Annotated in this window: 11 protein-coding genes; 1 reads left to right on the top strand and 10 read right to left on the bottom strand. The window is 51.6% G+C overall.

The genetic code is table 11. From position 1 onward, the window contains the following. Positions 1–269 precede the first annotated feature (269 nt). Positions 270–1,397 carry an HD-GYP domain-containing protein gene (locus METMI_RS0121325; protein WP_019868329.1) on the bottom strand — a complete coding sequence of 376 codons (1,128 nt, stop codon included), beginning with the start codon at positions 1,395–1,397 and terminating at the stop codon, positions 270–272. 292 nt (positions 1,398–1,689) lie between these two features. On the opposite strand from METMI_RS0121325, the gene glgX reads away from it, so the two are divergent. Next, positions 1,690–3,777, top strand: a complete 2,088-nt coding sequence (gene glgX, locus METMI_RS0121320; protein ID WP_019868328.1) for a glycogen debranching protein GlgX — start codon at positions 1,690–1,692, stop codon at positions 3,775–3,777. Here the strand turns inward: glgX and METMI_RS0121315 are convergent. From METMI_RS0121315 to METMI_RS0121270, 9 genes are all read right to left on the bottom strand, one after another. Then, a complete protein-coding gene (locus METMI_RS0121315; protein WP_019868327.1) occupies positions 3,732–4,310 on the bottom strand; it encodes a methylated-DNA--[protein]-cysteine S-methyltransferase in 579 nt (192 codons plus the stop codon). The two genes, glgX and METMI_RS0121315, sit on opposite strands and share 46 nt — an antisense overlap. 29 nt (positions 4,311–4,339) lie before the next feature. Beyond that, entirely contained in the window at positions 4,340–5,776 is a 1,437-nt protein-coding gene (gene lpdA, locus METMI_RS0121310) for a dihydrolipoyl dehydrogenase (RefSeq protein WP_019868326.1), read from the bottom strand. Positions 5,777–5,780: 4 nt separating this feature from the next. Then, complete coding sequence (gene odhB / locus METMI_RS0121305; RefSeq protein ID WP_019868325.1) at positions 5,781–7,025, bottom strand: 2-oxoglutarate dehydrogenase complex dihydrolipoyllysine-residue succinyltransferase; 1,245 nt, start codon at positions 7,023–7,025, stop codon at positions 5,781–5,783. Between the two features lies 1 nt (position 7,026). Continuing rightward, positions 7,027–9,852, bottom strand: a complete 2,826-nt coding sequence (locus METMI_RS0121300; protein WP_019868324.1) for a 2-oxoglutarate dehydrogenase E1 component — start codon at positions 9,850–9,852, stop codon at positions 7,027–7,029. 236 nt (positions 9,853–10,088) lie between these two features. Beyond that, entirely contained in the window at positions 10,089–10,460 is a 372-nt protein-coding gene (locus METMI_RS0121290; protein ID WP_198007955.1) for a hypothetical protein, read from the bottom strand. Positions 10,461–10,635: 175 nt separating this feature from the next. Continuing rightward, positions 10,636–14,499: a phosphoribosylformylglycinamidine synthase gene (gene purL / locus METMI_RS0121285; RefSeq protein ID WP_019868321.1), complete on the bottom strand. Its 3,864-nt coding sequence runs from the start codon at positions 14,497–14,499 to the stop codon at positions 10,636–10,638. A gap of 230 nt (positions 14,500–14,729) precedes the next feature. After that, positions 14,730–15,518 (bottom strand): outer membrane protein assembly factor BamC, encoded by a 789-nt coding sequence (bamC, locus tag METMI_RS0121280; protein WP_019868320.1) that lies wholly within the window; start codon positions 15,516–15,518, stop codon positions 14,730–14,732. Then, entirely contained in the window at positions 15,518–16,393 is an 876-nt protein-coding gene (gene dapA / locus METMI_RS0121275) for a 4-hydroxy-tetrahydrodipicolinate synthase (RefSeq protein ID WP_029151863.1), read from the bottom strand. Before dapA ends, bamC begins: the two co-directional genes overlap by 1 nt. 162 nt (positions 16,394–16,555) lie before the next feature. Further along, positions 16,556–17,698 (bottom strand): type III PLP-dependent enzyme domain-containing protein, encoded by a 1,143-nt coding sequence (locus METMI_RS0121270; RefSeq protein WP_019868318.1) that lies wholly within the window; start codon positions 17,696–17,698, stop codon positions 16,556–16,558. Between the last annotated feature and the right edge of the window lie 132 nt (positions 17,699–17,830).

Raw genomic sequence — 17,830 nt, 5'->3', positions numbered from 1 at the left:
CCTAAGCCAAGCAAGCCGCCTGCCCGTACTTTATTTGAGTAAGTTTGCTCGTATTTGTATTCTTGCCTTTATAGAGTATAACGGCGATAGCGGAGCGCGTCCACCCATTATGAGAGATTTAAGCCATGACATATTTGTATTTTTACAGATGCCTAGACCGTTTCGGTGATGCTGTTTGTGCTGAAATAGTATGCCTTAGCTAAGTTGGTTCCCCTCCATTTCCCTTCGGTTTTTTCTGTCCCCAAACCAAGATTTTGCTTCCATACGGTTTAGATGCTGTGGCTATTTTCGGTATGACGTCCGGCAATCGCTAAAAACTCCGGGAAGATGGCGGTAAATGCGTCAACGATATCCGGGTCGAAATGTCGGCCACGTTGCGAGACGATGTAATCGTGGGCTTCTGTAAAAGGTAAGGCCGGTTTGTATACCCGCCGTGAAATTAATGCATCAAAGGCATCCGCTAGAGCCATCAACCGCGCCGGAATCGGAATTGCCTCCCCTGATAAGCCTTCAGGATAACCGCTACCATCCCATTTTTCGTGGTGGCTCAAGGTGATTTGTTTGGCAATGGTTAAAAACGTCACAGGTTTGGCGCAGTCGCGTTCTGCCTGGTCTATCGCGTCAAAACCAAGCCGTGCATGGGTTTTCATGATTTTCCATTCTTCGGCGCTTAGCTTGCCGGGTTTTTGTAAAATATGGTCTGGAATCCCAACCTTACCGATGTCGTGCAAGGGGGTTGATTGTGTCAATTGCTGGATATAATAAGGGGTCAATAGGGATTCGAATCGCGGATGGTTTTGTAATTTTTTAGCTAAGGCATTCACGTAAGTTTGTGTACGTAAAATATGGTTGCCAGTTTCGGGGTCGCGGATTTCCGCCAGTCGTGCCAAGGCGTTGATGCTGACTTGTTGGATTAATTGGTTTTCCGCCAACCGCCTGTCAATTTCCGTTTCCAGTAAGGAGTTTTGGTTTATCAGCCAGTCGCGGGAGAACTTTAATTCTAATTGGTTTTTTACGCGGGCCAGTACAATTGGTTGGCGTATGGGTTTGGTTATGTAATCCACGGCGCCCAAACCAAATCCGTACTGTTTGTCATCGTAAATGTCCGTTGCAGTGAGGATAATGAACGGTATGTTGGCAGTCTGGCTGTTTTCGCGCAAGCGGTTGACTATTTCGTAGCCATCCATATCCGGCATCATAATATTCAGCAAGATAATATCCGGTATGGCCGTAGCCAGTTCGAGGGCCTGTAAGCCTGAGCCTGCCAGCAGGATTTGATAAGTTGGCGAGAGGGTTTCTCCTAGGGCCACAAGATTTTCCGGCGTATTATCGACAATAAGCACGGTTGCGCTAGCGTCCGCAAAGTTCAGGAATATGGGGTCAGATCTATTTTGCACCGTCCTATGCCTTCTTAATATTTGATTTGCATTAAACATCCCATTTTGGGCGGTTTGCAGTTAAATTGGGCGGTTTAAGCTTGCAAATTTAATGGTTCGTGCCCGCTCTGTTATATAAAGGTAACTCCGTTCCCAGGTAAATAACGTCCCCATTAAGTGCCCTGAAAAAATAGGGACTTAGCTTATTTGTTATAAACGGCTACAATGATAATCAAACGGAATACAGAACACAGTGAACTAATTCACTATTTGTTATTTTTTTACAAAAATATGGCAAAAATATTAAAAAAACATGCACAAAATCGAATATAAATTAAAACATGGCAATCCTTATCCGCCAGGATGTCATGTGGGGGTTGGCGGGGTTAACTTTTCCATTTTTAGCCGCCACGCGACGGCGGTGGAACTGCTACTGTTTGAGTCGACAGAGAACGACCATCCTTTCCAGGTCATCCACTTACGCAAAGAAAAAAACCGCACGTTTTTTTCCTGGCATGTGTTCGTCAAGGATTTGCCTGTAGGCACTTGGTATTGTTGGCGGATGGACGGGCCTTATGAACCCCGGCAATCCGGCCTGCGGTTTGATAGGGAAAAGAAATTGCTCGACCCTTGGGCGCGGGCGGTCAGCCATAAACGCTGGCGGCGGGGCGCCGCTTGTGTGCCGGGTGATAACTGCCAAGTGGCCATGCGGGCTGCCGTGGTTGATCTTGGCTATGACTGGGATGGCGATACCCCGCTTCGGATCAGCAGCGAAAAAGCCATTGTGTACGAGCTGCATGTCGGAGGTTTTACGCGCCATCCCTCGGCGCACGTTAAGCATCCGGGGACTTTTATTGGTTTGATAGAAAAAATCCCCTACCTTAAGGAATTGGGCATCAGCCATGTCGAGCTGTTGCCGGTGATGGCGTTTGATGAGCAGGATGTGCCACAACACACCGCAGAATTGGGTTTGAAAAATTACTGGGGTTACAGCACGCACAGTTTTTTCAGCCCACATCCGGGATATTGCGTGACCCCGGAGCAGGCCACGCATATCCATGAATTCCGTGATTTGGTGAAAGCCTTACACAAGGCGGGGATAGGCGTTATCCTGGATGTGGTGTTCAATCATACGTCCGAAGCGGGAACGCGCGGGCCGATCATCAATTTTAAAGGCATTTGCGGTGATATGTTTTATCACTTGGATGAATTTGATAAGGAGATTTTTCACGACTATACGGGCTGCGGCAATACCGTCAATGCCAACCATCCTTTAGTGGCCAATTTTATTATCAGTTGCCTGGAATACTGGGTGCGGGAAATGCACGTCGATGGTTTCCGTTTTGATCTTGCCAGCGCGCTGGCGCGTGGCGAACGCGGCGAGGTGTTGCATAATCCACCCGTGCTTTGGGGCATTGAGCTGTCCGAGAAATTGGCAAAAACGAAGTTGATAGCCGAAGCGTGGGATGCGGCCGGTTTATACCAGGTCGGCAGTTTTCCCGGTTACCGCTGGGGCGAATGGAATGGCCGCTACCGCGATATTGTCCGCCGGTTTATACGCGGTGAGAAAGGCATCATCAAAGAGTTGGCGACGCGGGTTTGCGGCAGTAGCGATTTGTATGAAGCCCAAGGCCGTTTACCCATTAGCAGCATCAATTTTATCACTTGCCATGATGGTTTTACTTTGTACGATTTGCTCAGCTATAACCATAAGCATAATGAGGCGAATGGCGAGAACAACCAGGATGGTTGTAATAATAGCCTGAGTTATAACTACGGTTTCGAAGGGGATACGCATAATCCGGCGATCCTGGCGTTACGCCATAAACAGGCAAAAAATGCGCAGGCCATTTTGTTGTTAAGCCAAGGCGTACCGATGCTGCTGGCCGGTGATGAGTTTCTTAACAGCCAGCATGGGAACAACAATGGTTATTGCCAAGATAATGAGCTTTCTTGGTTAAACTGGGATTTGGCCAGACAAAACGCTGACCAAGTCCATTTCGTACAGCAAATGATAGCCCTGCGTAAACGCCATCCGTCATTAATGCGCCGCCAATTTTTAACCGGGAAGGTGACCGGGGAAAGGATGTTGCCTGACATTATTTGGCATTTTTCGAACGCGGATGAAGTGGCATGCTGGGATGACCCTGAAGCGAGGGTCTTGAGGTATACATTGACCGCCGTTGATATGAACGAGGCGGATTTGCATATTATTATGAACATGGCGGAGGTTTCGGTCACCGTCGCCTTGCCCATCCTGAAAGGCCGGTTTTGGTGCCTGGCGGTCGACACCTCGTTGCCGCACCCGCATGACATTGTGCATCCCAAAGATCAAAAACGCATCAATAAAGCCAGTTATAAAGTTGCAGGCCGTTGCGTGGTGATATTTGAGACCCGTTGATTCGTTGTTACCCCCTCGCGGCGTAACAATTCAGCCTTCCGGCCAATCCCCCAGCGGTAGCCGGACAAGCCGCCATCTTGTTTGAGCACCCGGTGGCAAGGGACGGCTATCGCCAATTTGTTGGCCGCACATGCACCGGCAACTGCACGCACGGCTTTGGGTAAGCCGATACGTTTGGCAAGCTCGGAATAGCTGCATGTGGTGCCCGCCGGAATTTCGCGTAATGCCAGCCACACCTGTAGTTGGAATGCCGTGCCTTGCATATCCAGGGAGGCGTCGAATCCCGCATCAGGGGCTTCAACCATGGCCGTCACTTTCGCCAGCGAGAGTGACAGTTCATCGTTCCCGTCATCCACCCATTGGCTGTGGGGGAATTTATCCCGTAAAAAACTGGTTAAGGCACTTGGGGTGTCATCCATGGCGATAGCGCAAATGCCGCGCCCGCTCATGGCAACCAGCACAAAACCCAAGGAACAGGTGCCGGTGGCGAACCGGATGGATGGGGTGGCTGGTTGCGGATCTGGACGGTTCATGGATGTCATGGAAACTATTTAAAAGCGCTTCAGTTTGGTATATGCAAAGTTTTTTTCTTAAATGCCAGCGCGGCTTCGTGGAAAGCTTCTGAACGGGTCGGATGCGCGTGTATGGTTCTGGCAAAATCTTCACTGCTGGCAGAAAACTCCATTGCCAATACGGCTTCGGCGATGAGTTCGGACGCTTGTACGCCAATGATATGCACCCCCAATAAGGCGTCGCTGTCAGCATGGGCGATCAGTTTTATCAGGCCCTCGGTTCTGTCGGAAGCATGGGCGCGTGCCGTGGCATGAAAGGGGAAAATGCCGATCTTGATCGGCTCGCCCATTGCCCGTAATGCTTGTTCCGTCTGGCCAACCCAGGCGATTTCAGGGTCAGTATAAATGACGCTGGGCAAAGTGTCATAATTGATGGTGCTATGGCGCCCTGCGATTTGTTCCGCGACAAACACCCCTTCTTCTATGCCTTTATGGGCAAGCATCGGGCCGAGCAGGTTGAGGTCGCCAATGGCATAAACACCCGGCAAGTTAGTGCGGCAATTTTCATCAACATAGACATACCCGTTTTCATCAAGCAGCAAATTGGCTTCAGGTGCGGCGAGGTTTTCGGTATTGGGTTTGCGCCCGGAGGCGACAATGAGTTTGTCAACACGCAGGCTGTGGGAGCCTTCTTGGTCTTGGTATTCAACCATCACTTTTTTGCTGCCTTTTTTGGCGGCCGTCACCCGCGCACCTAGCCGTAAATCAAAGCCTTGCTGCGTATAAATGCGGTACGCTTCCCGAGAAATTTGCTGGTCGGGTAGGGACAAGAATGATTCTTGTGCTTCCAACAGGATGGTTTCGGAGCCTAGCCTGCTCCAAATGCTGGCCAGTTCCAGGCCAATGACCCCCGCACCGATGATCGCCAATTTTTTGGGCAGGGTGGTCATATTTAATGCGGCAAAGGAATCGACAATAAATTCGTTATCGACTTTGGCATACGGCAATTGCATAGGCGATGAGCCTGTCGCCAAAATGATGTGCTTGGCCTCAACAATGGACGTTTCCGAGCCGTCTACCGGACTTATGCGGATTTGCCGCGCATTAAGCAATTTGGCCGTGGCATGGATGCTGTCTATTTTGTGGTGGTTAAACAGTTCGGTGATCCTATGGCCTAGCGCGTCAATGATCGTGTCTTTATGGTCTATCATGGCCGCTATATCAACGCTGATATTTTCGGCATGGATACCGTGCTTTTTTAAATCATGGTTTAAGGCGTGATAGAGTTTTGCCGATTCCAGCAAGGTGATGGAAGCGACACATCCGGAATTAAGGTGCGCGCCACCCAAAATACGTTGCCCCTGTTTGTTACGCCAGTTATCAATACAAGCGGTTTTCAGGCCGAGCTGGGCACAGCGGATGGCGCTGGAATAACCCGCAGGGCCGGCACCGACAACAATGACATCATAAATGGGTGATTTTGACATGGGATTAAATGTTCAGCAGGAGGTGGGCGGGAGCTTCCAGGCATTCTTTAATAGTCACCAAAAATTGTACGGCTTCACGGCCATCGACTAAGCGATGGTCGTAAGACAAGGCCAAATACATAATGGGCCTGATGACGATCTGGCCGTTTTCGACTACGGCGCGTTCTTTAATCGCATGCATCCCTAAAATCGCGCATTGCGGCGGATTGAGGATGGGCGTCGATAGCATCGAACCAAACACGCCGCCATTGGTGATGGTGAAGGTCCCGCCTTTCAGGTCGTCATAACTTAAGGTGCCCGCCCGCGCTTTCTCGCCGTAATCGACGATACATTTTTCTATGCCTGCAAAATCAAGCTGGTCAGCGTCGTGCAGGACAGGGACGATCAGGCCGCGCGGTGTGCTGACGGCGATGCCCAAATCATAATAGCCGTGGTAAATGATGTCGTTACCGTCTATCGAAGCGTTGATTGCCGGGAATTTTTTCAGGGCCTCAATGGAGGCTTTGACAAAAAATGACATGAAGCCGAGTTTGACCTTGTGCTTATCTTCAAAACGGCCTTTGTACTGGTTGCGCAAGTCGATGACATTCTGCATATTGACTTCATTGAAGGTTGTCAACATCGCTGCATTTTGCTGGGCCTGCAACAAACGTTCGGCCACTTTGGCCCGCAAACGGGTCATCGCCACGCGTTGTTCAGGGCGCAGGTTGGAAGGGGCTTGCGGGGAAACTATCCCGGTGGCGGCAACAACGGTTGGGGGCGTGGCCGGCACGGCGGCTTCAAGTGTTGTGGCGGGCGTCGGCGGCACAGAGGAGGCAGGCGTTTGTTTGTGGATGTGCTCAAGCACATCCGTTTTGGTCAGCCGGCCACTTTTCCCGGTTCCGGTAATCTGGGCGGGGTCTAACGTATTCTCGCTGATCAAACGGCGTACCGACGGGCTTAACGGGATTGCGGTGGAAGCTTTGCCGTCCGCTTCAGCAACTGCAGGGGCTTTTTTGACAGCTTCTGTGCCGTCCGTGCTGATGCGTGCCAACACTTCGCCGCTGGTGACAATATCGCCGTCATTTTTTAATAATTCGCTGATGATTCCGGCTTCCGTGGCGGTCACTTCCAAGACGACTTTATCGGTTTCCAGGTCAACCAGGTTTTCATTCTTATTGACGGAATCGCCTACTTTTTTGTGCCAACTGATCAGTGTGGCATCGGCAACAGATTCGGGTAAGTTGGGGACAAGGACTTCAATGCTCATGTTATTTTCCTGAAGATTTTCCATAAAGGGCAGCCTGGACAACGGCTTTTTGTTGTTCTATATGTACGCGAAAGTTACCGACAGCGGGGGAGGCCGAAGGTTCTCTGCCCGCATAAGTGACTTTGATGGAGGGGGGGAGGTTATCGATAAAATGGTGGCTGGAGTTATACCAAGCCCCTTGGTTTTTGGGTTCCTCTTGGCACCAGACAAATTCCTGTAACTGCGGGTATCGGGCAATTTCGGCCTTGAATGCGTCTAACGGGAATGGGTACAGTTGCTCGATACGGGCAATGGCGACGTGTTTGAGGTCCGCTTCACGGCGCGTCTCCAATAATTCGTAATAGACCTTACCGGCGCACAAGACAAAGCGGGTGATTTTTTTGGGGTTGACCGCGTCCTGTTCGCCGATGATGGTCTGGAATTGCCCGCTGGTCAGGTCTTCCAATGTGGATACCGCCAGCTTATGCCGCAATAGGCTTTTGGGGCTCATGATAACCAACGGTTTGCGGAAAGGCCGCAGCAATTGGCGTCTCAGCAAATGAAAAATCTGTGCCGGCGTTGTCGGGTAGCAAACCTGCATATTGTGTTCGGCGCACAATTGCAGATAGCGTTCTAGCCGTGCCGAGGAATGTTCGGGCCCTTGGCCTTCAAAACCATGCGGCAACAGCATCACCAGGCCGCACAAGCGTCCCCATTTGGTTTCGCCTGAACTGATAAATTGGTCGATCAGCACTTGTGCGCCGTTGGCAAAATCGCCAAATTGCGCTTCCCATATCACGAGCGTGTTGGGGGTCGTGGTGCTGTAGCCATATTCAAAACCCAGCACGCCTGCTTCCGATAACAAGGAATCAAAAATTTGCGCACGGCCTTGGTCTTTGTCCAGGTGCTTGAGCGGCGTATGGGTTTTATTGTTGATTTGGTTGTGCAGCACGGCATGGCGATGTACAAACGTGCCACGCCCGACATCTTGCCCGGTCAAACGGATATTGTGCTTTTCCATCAATAAGCTTGCGTATGCCAAGTTTTCGGCAAAGCCCCAATCCAAAGGCATCGCACCGGCCGCCATTTTACGGCGGTTCTCCATCACTTTGGCGACGCGCGGATGCAGCTCAAACCCGGCGGGCAAACGTTGCATCCGGTCGTTACAAAAACGTAGCCGGTCTAGCGATATGGCCGTATGGCACGGCATATCCCACTGCTTGTTAATGAACTGGGTCCATTGGGTCGAGTAAGAATAACTGCTGGTGTCCAATACCGGCCTGGAAACAATCTCACCGGCCTCCAACAGGTCTTGGTAATCTTGTGCCATGCTTTGGACTTGGGCGCTGGTGATAATGCCCTCACCGATAAGTTGTTCCGCATAAAGCTTACGCGTGGTCTTGCGCTTGCGGATTTTTTTGTACATCAAAGGCTGTGTCGCCGCCGGTTCATCCGCTTCGTTGTGCCCTAAACGGCGGTAACAAATCAGGTCGATCACCACGTCCTTGTTGAAGGCCATGCGGAAATCGACCGCGAGCTGGGTGACAAACAGGACGGCTTCGGGGTCATCGCCGTTGACATGGAAGACCGGGGCTTGGATCATCCGGGCGACATCCGTGCAGTACGGGGTCGAACGCGCATCCTGCGGGTTGCTGGTGGTAAAGCCAATCTGGTTATTGATGACGAGGTGTATCGTCCCGCCCGTCGAAAACGCACGGGTTTGCGACATGTTCAAGGTTTCCATGACAATGCCTTGCCCCGCAAATGCGGCGTCACCGTGGATCAATACCGGGATGACGGTATTTTGGCCATCTTTTTCGGCGCGGTCTTGACGGGCCTTGACCGACCCTTCAACCACCGGGTTGATGATTTCCAGGTGTGACGGATTAAAGGCCAAGGCCAAATGCACCGCGCCCCCAGGCGTTTCGATATTGGAAGAAAAGCCCATGTGGTATTTGACATCGCCTGAGCGCATGCCGGGCGCCAAAGTATAGTTGCCGGCAAATTCTTCAAATAAACTGGCCGGGCTTTTGCCCAGAATGTTCACCAGCACATTCAGCCGCCCCCGGTGCGCCATACCAATGACAATTTCCTTGACGCCTTTTTCGCCGGAGCGTTGGATCAGTTCATCAAGGGTGGGGATAAGCGATTCGCCGCCTTCCAGGGAGAAGCGTTTTTGGCCAACGAACTTATTTTGCAAGTGGCTTTCTATGCCTTCCGCCGCCGTCAATAATTTTAGCAGCCAACGTTTTTTGTCGGCGTCCAAACCGATGTTGGATTTAGGGCTTTCCAGGCGGTTGATCAGCCAGCGCCGGATATGGGTGTCGTCGATGTGCATGTATTCGGAGCCGATACTGCCACAATAAATCGCCTTGAGGTTGGCGATAATATCGCGTAGCGGCAAACGGTCAACGCCATACAGCGCGCCCGTATCGAACAGGGTGTCCATGTCAGGCTCAGACAAACCGTAGTACGACGGATCCATGTCCAGCGGTGGCGGCGCGGTCTTGCCTAATGGATTGTTATTGGCGATCTGGTGCCCGCGTACCCGGTAGTGGTTGATGAGCCTGGCGACCGCCGATTGTTTTTTGACGCTTTCTTCGGTAAAACCCTGTATTTGTGCCAGCCGGTTGGGTGACTTGATGGCCAGTTTGGCAAAACGTTCAACGATAGGGCTATGGGGGGTCTCAAAATCGGTGTTGTGGTGCAGGGTCTTGAAATGTTGTTGCCAGCTGGGTTCAACGGAATCCGGGTCTTCCAGAAACCGTTCGTACATGTCCTCAATAAAATTGGCGTTGCTGCCGTATAAGGAAGATGAATCTTGAAAAAGTTTAAGTAATGTACTCATTAGAGAGAATCCGATGGGTTCTGGACGGGGTTTTGCGGTAGCGGAATGTTATCAAAGCGATGGGAACGGGCGCGATGAAAATTTGAGGCATTTTAACAGGAAAGCTAACTATGCCGAATTTATTAGCTTGCAAGGCTGCTGAAGCAGTGGGAGGCAGGTTGCCAACAAGGTTTTTTGCCAGCATGTGGCTATGGTTACGGGTTTTTTAGTCTTCGGGGATTGTGGTTGGCATTTGACTAAAAAAATATAAATAAATACCAGTAACCGAGGCCAATAGCTAGTGCCCCCCATTTAAGTTTATGGGTTAACGTCAGGCTTTTCCAATACAGGGACAGGTAGTTTTTTTGCCCCAGGTAAAAGGCGACGGTTTTGTCACGGATACGCCGGAAGATGCCTGGTACAAATAGGGACAAACGATAAACCCCAAAACCGATTGCTGTCATGATGATATAGAAAACAATAATCTGGGTGTTGTGCAAATCGGTTTCGAACATCAGCTCAATAACGGTGTCAAGGCTGATTTCTACCCATTCGAAGATGATATGGCCGGCTTCGACCGTCAATTCCCATATCATGTGCAATAGTTCAATGGTTAATTCAATTACCATGTGTGGCAAGAGAATGACGATGAGAATGCCGATTGCAGTTAGTCCCCTGAAAATTTTTTGATAATTCAGCGAATTCATTGTTTGTCCGATAGTAAGAGGGCATTCATCTTTGTGTGCATGGCTACGAGTATAAAGGATATGCCGTAGCCTGTACACGTCACGACAGCGGCCTGCGTTAGCCCACCCAAGCCCTGGCATTTCTGAATAACCGCATCCACGCACCATATTCTTGCCAACCGTCAGGATGCCAAGACTGCTGCTGCGTCCGGAAACAGCGTTCAGGATGCGGCATCATGATGGTGAAACGCCCGTCGCTGGTGGTCAGGCCCGTGATGCCGGAGGGTGAACCATTAGGGTTGGCAGGGAAGGCGGTGGTTTTGTTGCCGTAATTGTCGATATACGACAAGGCCACGGCTCCTGCGTCGATTGCTATTTGCGGGTCACCTGTAAATACAGCACGGCCTTCGCCGTGCGCCACGACCACAGGGATCCTCGTGCCTGCCATGTCCGTGAACAAAATTGAGGGCGAGGCCTGCACTTCCACCATCGCTACCCGGGCTTCAAATTGTTCGGAAATGTTACGGACAAAGCGCGGCCACAAATCGGCACCTGGGATAATGTCTTTCAAATTCGAGAGCATTTGGCAACCGTTGCACACGCCTAAACCAAAAGTGTCGGTACGGTTGAAAAACGCGCTGAATTCGTCGCGGGCACGGGCATTGAACAAAATAGATTTCGCCCAACCGCCACCTGCACCCAATACGTCACCGTAAGAAAAACCACCGCAGGCCGCCAGGCCGACAAAATCCGCCAAACTGACGCGCCCGTGGATGATGTCGCTCAAATGCACGTCGATGCTGGCGAACCCGGCGCGGTCAAACGCGGCCGCCATTTCCACATGCCCGTTCACGCCTTGCTCGCGCAAGATGGCGATTTTCGGGCGGCTGAGGTTAAGGAACGGTGCGCTGATGTCTTCGTTGATCGGAAAACTTAAGGCGGCGTGTAAGCCGGGATCGTTGTCATCGGCGATACGCTGGAATTCCTGCAAGGCACAATCGGGATTATCGCGCAGGGCTTGCATCCGGTAACTGGTTTCCGACCACACCGTTTGCAATTCGGCGCGTGTCGCACTGTAAATGACTTCTTCCGAATGATTGATGGTCAATTGCTGTCCGCTGACCACTTCGCCAATTTTAAAGACACAATCAACCAAGCCCGCATCAGTCAAGACTTTCATGACATGGTGACATTGTTCGGTGCGGACTTGCAGCACCGCACCCAGTTCTTCATTAAACAAACTGGCTAGCGGATCATCGCCTAACACATCCAGATTCAAAGCCACACCTTGCCGTCCGGCGAAGAGCATTTCGGCTACGGTTGCCAGCAAACCGCCGTCCGAGCGGTCATGGTAGGCTTGGATATTGTTGTTTTGGCTTAAGGTTTGGATGGCCTCGAAAAAGCCTTTCAATAAATCGGGGTGGTCAAGGTCAGGGCAATCGTTACCCATTTGCCCGTAAACCTGCGCCAACACCGAAGCGCCCAAACGGTTTTTGCCAGCACCCAAATCCACCAATAACAAGACGCTGCCGATCAGCGGGCGCAATTGCGGGGTCAAGGTTTTGCTGATGTCCAACACGGGCGCAAATGCGGTGATGATGAGCGACAAGGGCGATGTCATGGTTTTTTCACCTGCCCCGTCTTGCCAGACAGTTTTCATCGACAAGGAGTCTTTACCCACCGGAATCGCAATACCCAAAGCCGGACATAAGTCCATGCCGACCGCTTTGACGGTATCGAACAACGCGGCATCTTCACCAGGGAAACCTGCCGCCGCCATCCAGTTAGCGGATAATTTGACATTACCCAGCTTATCAATCCGAGCCGCCGCCAAATTGGTTAAGGCTTCACCAATCGCCATGCGGCCTGAAGCTGGCGCGTTGATGACCGCAATCGGGGTACGTTCGCCCATCGCCATCGCTTCGCCTGTCAAACCGTAAAAACCGGAGGCGGTGACGGCGACATCGGCGACGGGGATTTGCCACGGGCCGACCATTTGGTCACGCGCCACCAAGCCCGTCACCGAGCGGTCGCCGATGTGGATCAAAAAACTTTTGTCGGCGACGGCGGGGAATGACAACACCCGCTTTACCGCATCTGCCAAGGCAATACCATTGGTGTCAAAATCGGGCAAAGCAGGTTTGACATGCTCGGCATTACGGTGCATTTTCGGCGGTTTGCCGAATAAAACCGACATGGGAATATCGACGGGCTTGTCACCCAATAAGCTGTCATTTAAGGTCAGATGCTCTTCGTCAGTCGCTTCACCAATGACCGCAAACAAGCAATGCTCGCGCTCGCAAAACGCGCTGAACAGTGCTAAAGATTCCGGTTTGATGGCGACCACATAGCGTTCTTGGGCTTCGTTGCACCAGATTTGCATCGGTGACATACCTAAATCGGCGTTATGGACGTTACGTAATTCAAAACGTCCGCCACGGCCACAATCGTGGATGATTTCCGGTACGGCGTTAGACAAACCGCCCGCACCAATGTCGTGGATGGAAATGATCGGCGTATCGTCACCCAAGGCGTTGCAATGGTTGATGACTTCTTGGCAACGGCGTTCCATTTCAGGATTTTCGCGCTGTACGGATGCAAAATCCAAGGCTTCCGAACTGCTGCCGGACGCTTGCGACGAAGCCGCACCACCGCCCAAACCAATCAACATGGCAGGGCCGCCTAAGATAATGATCAGCGAACCGGCCGGAATCGGATGTTTATCAATCAGCATCGGGCGGATATTGCCCATGCCGCCAGCAATCATGATGGGTTTGTGGTAGCCACGGAACTGGTTTCCTGCATCTGCGACAGGCTGTTCAAAGCTACGGAAATAACCCGCGATATTGGGCCGTCCGAATTCATTGTTAAACGCCGCACCGCCTAATGGGCCTTCAATCATAATATCCAAAGCCGAAGCGATACGCTCTGGTTTGCCGTTGTCCGTTTCCCACGGTTGGGCAAAATTGGGGATTTTAAGATGCGAAACAGAAAATCCGGTCAAACCTGCTTTAGTCGCTGAACCACGTCCGGTCGCGCCTTCATCGCGGATTTCGCCACCTGAACCCGTCGCCGCGCCAGGGAATGGCGAAATGGCGGTGGGGTGGTTGTGGGTTTCGACTTTCATTAGCAGATGTGCAGCCTCTTCCGTGTAGCCGTACGCGCCAGTGTGCGGGTCGCGCAGGAACACGCGGGTGGTCGAGCCTGTGACCACGGCGGCGTTGTCGCTGTAGGCCGATAAAATGCCGTCAGGTGCTTTGTCCTTAGTGTTGCGGATCATGCTGAACAGTGAATGCGCGTGCCCAACGCCGTCTATCGTCCAGTCGGCGTTAAAGATTTTATGGCGGCAATGTTCGGAATTGGCTTGCGCGAACATCATCAATTCCACGTCGGTAGGGTTGCGCCCCAAATCTTGGAAGCTGGCAGTCAAGTAATCAATTTCGTCAGCGGATAAAGCCAGGCCTAAGTCCGAGTTGGCCTGTTCCAGCGCGTCGCGGCCTTGTTCGATGACTGCGACCGTTTGTAAGGGTTTGGGCGCGTGGTGGCTGAACAAATCCGGTGCGGTGTCACCGTAGACCACGCTTTGGGTCATGCGGTCATGCAACAATGACGCGACTGATTCGGGTAATGCGGCGCCACTGGCGACCGTGTATTCAATGCCGCGTTCAATGCGTTTGACCGAGGACAAGCCGCAACGTTGGGCAATTTCAGTGGCTTTGCTCGACCACGGTGACTGGGTGCCGGAGCGCGGGATGACCAACAGGCGTTCGCCTGGTTTGTCTGCAACGGTTTGTTCCGGGCCATAAGCGAGCAAGGAGTTAAGGATTGCCAGTTCGCTTCCGTTCAAGTCGCCATCAACATCGACAAAATGGGCAAAACGGGCGGACAAGTCGCTGATAGCGGGTTCTAGGGCTTGTAATTTTGCCAGCAATTGTTTGATACGAAAGCCGGACAAGGCGGAGGTTCCAGGGATTTTTAACATACGGAGGGAAAGTTTTGGATTTGAGAAAATTCGGGCGGATGCTGATGATCCGTTGGTCGGGCCGCCTACTGCGCCTACTGTTGGTGGCAATAGCCTACCCGGCCCTTGTTGCTATCACTGCCAGTGGCGCATCATGCAGCTGTAATCATTGCGCTAGTATAAAGGCCTGTCTTTTAATTTATACATGACGGCTAATATAAAGCCATTATGCCATTCCTTAAGATTTAGGATTACTTGGCAAAGTCCGATTTAATCGTATCTTGCAATAAATTCAATAAACGGCTGGCGCTGGCATCCGTTGTGGGTTTTTGTTCCTTATCTAAAATCATGGCTTCGGTTTGTTGGCCTTGATCCGTTAATTTTACGATAAATTCTTGTTCGTTACTGTTCAGGCTATTGAATATAAAAAACGTTTCGTGCCAGAAAGATTGGTCTTCCAAAGCTTTTTCATCAGGGTCGTAATGCAGGGTAAAAGATTTTTCGGCTTTGTTGCGCGCAGTCACTTCAATGGATTTGCGGCTCAGGGCTTTGTCGATTGCCCGCCACGCGGTTTCAAATCCGGTGTTCAGCCGTAGCACATCGGCACCTGCCGCTGATTTTTGTATGCTTACAGGAATAGGCTCGCGTTTGGCTGGCGCGGCAGGGTTGGTGGCATCGGGTTGCGAGGTTTCCGTCACTGTTGTATCCGCTATCGCGGCTGCGGCCGGCGCGGATGGCGCAGCCACAGGGGCGGCGGGAGCCGTTTCTGCCACGGCAGGCTTTTCAACTACGGAGGGAGTGGCCGCCGTTGCTTCCGGCTGCTGGGTCTGGGGCGCACTGGCAACAAGCCCAGGACGTATGGGCAGTTTCAGGCTATCGTCTTTCGCCAAATCCGGCGGCAACACCAAAGCCGGGATTTCCGTGGTGTATTGGTAATCTTTTTCCTTATCGGGAAACAGGCTTTTGATATAACCGCAAGCGGTCAACAGGTTCACCGCCAGAGTGCTGGCAAGCAATAAAAGAATTTTTCGCTTCATCATCAAATCACTTCGGCAAGGCGCATGGCGGCGCGGACTGCGTCAAAACAATCTTCCGTCAACCATGTCAACGGCAAGCGTATGCCTTTGCCGATCAGCCCCATTTCGGCAACCGCCCATTTTACAGGGATGGGGTTGGATTGGATAAACAAGTTCTTGTGCAAGGCCATCAGTTTCGTGTCAATCGCTAAAGCGGTGGCGGCATCACCTGCCATTGCCGCCATCAGCATTTCATGGATGAGTTTGGGTGCGACATTGCCTGTGACGGTGATCGAACCATTGCCGCCGAGCAGGCAAAATTCGCGGCTACTGGCATCGTCACCGCTATAGATGGCAAAGTCAGGGCCAGCCAAATCGCGGATTTTTTGGTAGCGGGACAAATCGCCGGTGGCTTCTTTGACGCCCACAATATTTTTTAATTGGGCGATGCGGCCTACGGTTTCAGGCAACATATCGCAGCCGGTGCGCCCTGGCACGTTGTATAGGATTTGCGGGATGTCAACGGCATCGTTAATGGCTTTATGGTGCAGGAACAAGCCTTCTTGGGTGGGCTTGTTGTAATAAGGGGTGACAATCAAACAGGCATCGGCGCCCGCTTCTTTGGCGCGGCGGGTGAGGTTGACCGCTTCGGTGGTGGAATTGGCCCCTGTGCCTGCGATGACCGGGATTTTACCGTCAGCATAGTCAACCACGGCTTTGATGACTGCGCAGTGCTCTTGCTCATCCAACGTGGCGGACTCGCCCGTGGTGCCAACCGCAACCAGCGCGTCAGTGCCTTGGCCGATGTGGAACTGAACTAAGGCCTGGAGACGCTTAAAGTCGACAGCCCCCGAGTCGTCCATCGGTGTGACTAATGCTACGATACTACCTTGAATCATGAAATCTCTCGAACAGAATGGATACGGTTATAAACCTTGGCATTATAACAAGCAAATACTTAAAACTCAGCTTGATACGTAATTATTGTTTTTCAACAGGACAACGTAAGGCTTAAACGCTGGGGATGCCAAGCAATAAAGCTCCCTGTATCCTTTATGTTTTCAATCAATAGCCCACTGCTGGCGATAGTCCTGGTAGGTATAGTGTTTGAGCTTTTCCAAGCCGTTTTCATCATACTGATAAATGTCCGGCAAATTGTAACCGTTAAAACGGCTGGCTTTGACCAGGCTGTAAGCGCCCACATTTTTAAAAACGATTTTGTCGCCCAATTGCAAGGGCTGGTCAAAATGGTATTCGCCGAACAAATCACCCGCCAGGCACGTTGAACCGGCCAGTATCGCCTGGTGTTGCCCGTGTGCCGTTTGCCCGACAATTTCGGGATGGAATTGGTATTCAAAGACTTCAGGTTGATGGTTGACCGAGGTGTCAAGGATGGCGACCGTCTTGCCGTCGCTAACAAACAGGTCAATCACGGACGCCACCAAATGCGTGGTGTTTTCCAGCACGGATTTGCCCGGTTCAATATAAACGTCCAAACCAAACGTGTCTTTTAAGGACCGGACTTGTTCAATAAACGCTTGTTGCCCGTTAATTTGGCAATATAGATAGCCGCCACCCAAGTTCAGCCAACGCAATTTGCCTAGTTTGTCACGCAAATAGAGCGTCAGTTTTTGTACGGTTTTGACCAAAGGGCCGTAATCGGAGCCTGAAAAATTAGTGTGGATATGTAAACCCTGGACATGGCCGATAGCCGACGATTGCCATAAGGCATCAATATCGACGCCCAGTTTTGAATGCTGCCGACAGGGGTCGTAACGGGGGTCTTGCACAAATGACAGCTTCGGGTTGACGCGCAAGCCTATGGATGTCTGCGCCCCAATGAGCGGGGCAAAACGTTGGTGTTGCGATAAGGAATTAAGGCTGATATGCGAACATAGCCCCGACAGTTCAGCCACTTCATCCGGCCTGATTCCTGGCGTGGTCAAATGCAGGCTGCCTGCGTTCGCCAAAATCTCATTCGCCAGTTTGGCCTCAAACAACGAGCTGACCGAAAAGCCGTCAATATAGGGTTTTGCCGCCGCCAGCACGGGGGTGAATGGCAGTGATTTGATCGAGTATAAGGCTTTGCAGCCGCTTTGCTGGCGCAAACGGCCCAAAGATTGCAAGTTGCTGAGGAGTTGTGCCTTGTCCAACACCATCGCCGGTGTGGTTATGTCAGCACCGGCGAGTACAGAAATATCCATTGCCTAAGTTATCCTGAAAAAATGGAGCGTGAAATGTTATTTTAACGGAAATGGGGTTTAATGCCCCGTTGCCGATCCGTGCCAAGCCCAGGCGGGAAAAGCCAAGCCCATCACCGTTATTTCTGATGCTTG

The sequence above is a fragment of the Methylovulum miyakonense HT12 genome (genome assembly GCF_000384075.1).
In the GTDB taxonomy this organism is placed as follows: domain Bacteria; phylum Pseudomonadota; class Gammaproteobacteria; order Methylococcales; family Methylomonadaceae; genus Methylovulum; species Methylovulum miyakonense.
This window is presented reverse-complemented; position numbering and strand designations above follow the sequence as displayed.

Excerpts from the sequence above, each read along its gene's own strand:
- glgX (WP_019868328.1), top strand. The coding sequence starts at position 1,690 with ATGCACAAAATCGAATATAAATTAAAACATGGCAATCCTTATCCGCCA.
- METMI_RS0121315 (WP_019868327.1), bottom strand. The coding sequence starts at position 4,310 with ATGAACCGTCCAGATCCGCAACCAGCCACCCCATCCATCCGGTTCGCC.
- lpdA (WP_019868326.1), bottom strand. The coding sequence starts at position 5,776 with ATGTCAAAATCACCCATTTATGATGTCATTGTTGTCGGTGCCGGCCCT.
- odhB (WP_019868325.1), bottom strand. The coding sequence starts at position 7,025 with ATGAGCATTGAAGTCCTTGTCCCCAACTTACCCGAATCTGTTGCCGAT.
- METMI_RS0121300 (WP_019868324.1), bottom strand. The coding sequence starts at position 9,852 with ATGAGTACATTACTTAAACTTTTTCAAGATTCATCTTCCTTATACGGC.
- METMI_RS0121290 (WP_198007955.1), bottom strand. The coding sequence starts at position 10,460 with ATGGTAATTGAATTAACCATTGAACTATTGCACATGATATGGGAATTG.
- purL (WP_019868321.1), bottom strand. The coding sequence starts at position 14,499 with ATGTTAAAAATCCCTGGAACCTCCGCCTTGTCCGGCTTTCGTATCAAA.
- bamC (WP_019868320.1), bottom strand. The coding sequence starts at position 15,518 with ATGATGAAGCGAAAAATTCTTTTATTGCTTGCCAGCACTCTGGCGGTG.
- dapA (WP_029151863.1), bottom strand. The coding sequence starts at position 16,393 with ATGATTCAAGGTAGTATCGTAGCATTAGTCACACCGATGGACGACTCG.
- METMI_RS0121270 (WP_019868318.1), bottom strand. The coding sequence starts at position 17,698 with ATGGATATTTCTGTACTCGCCGGTGCTGACATAACCACACCGGCGATG.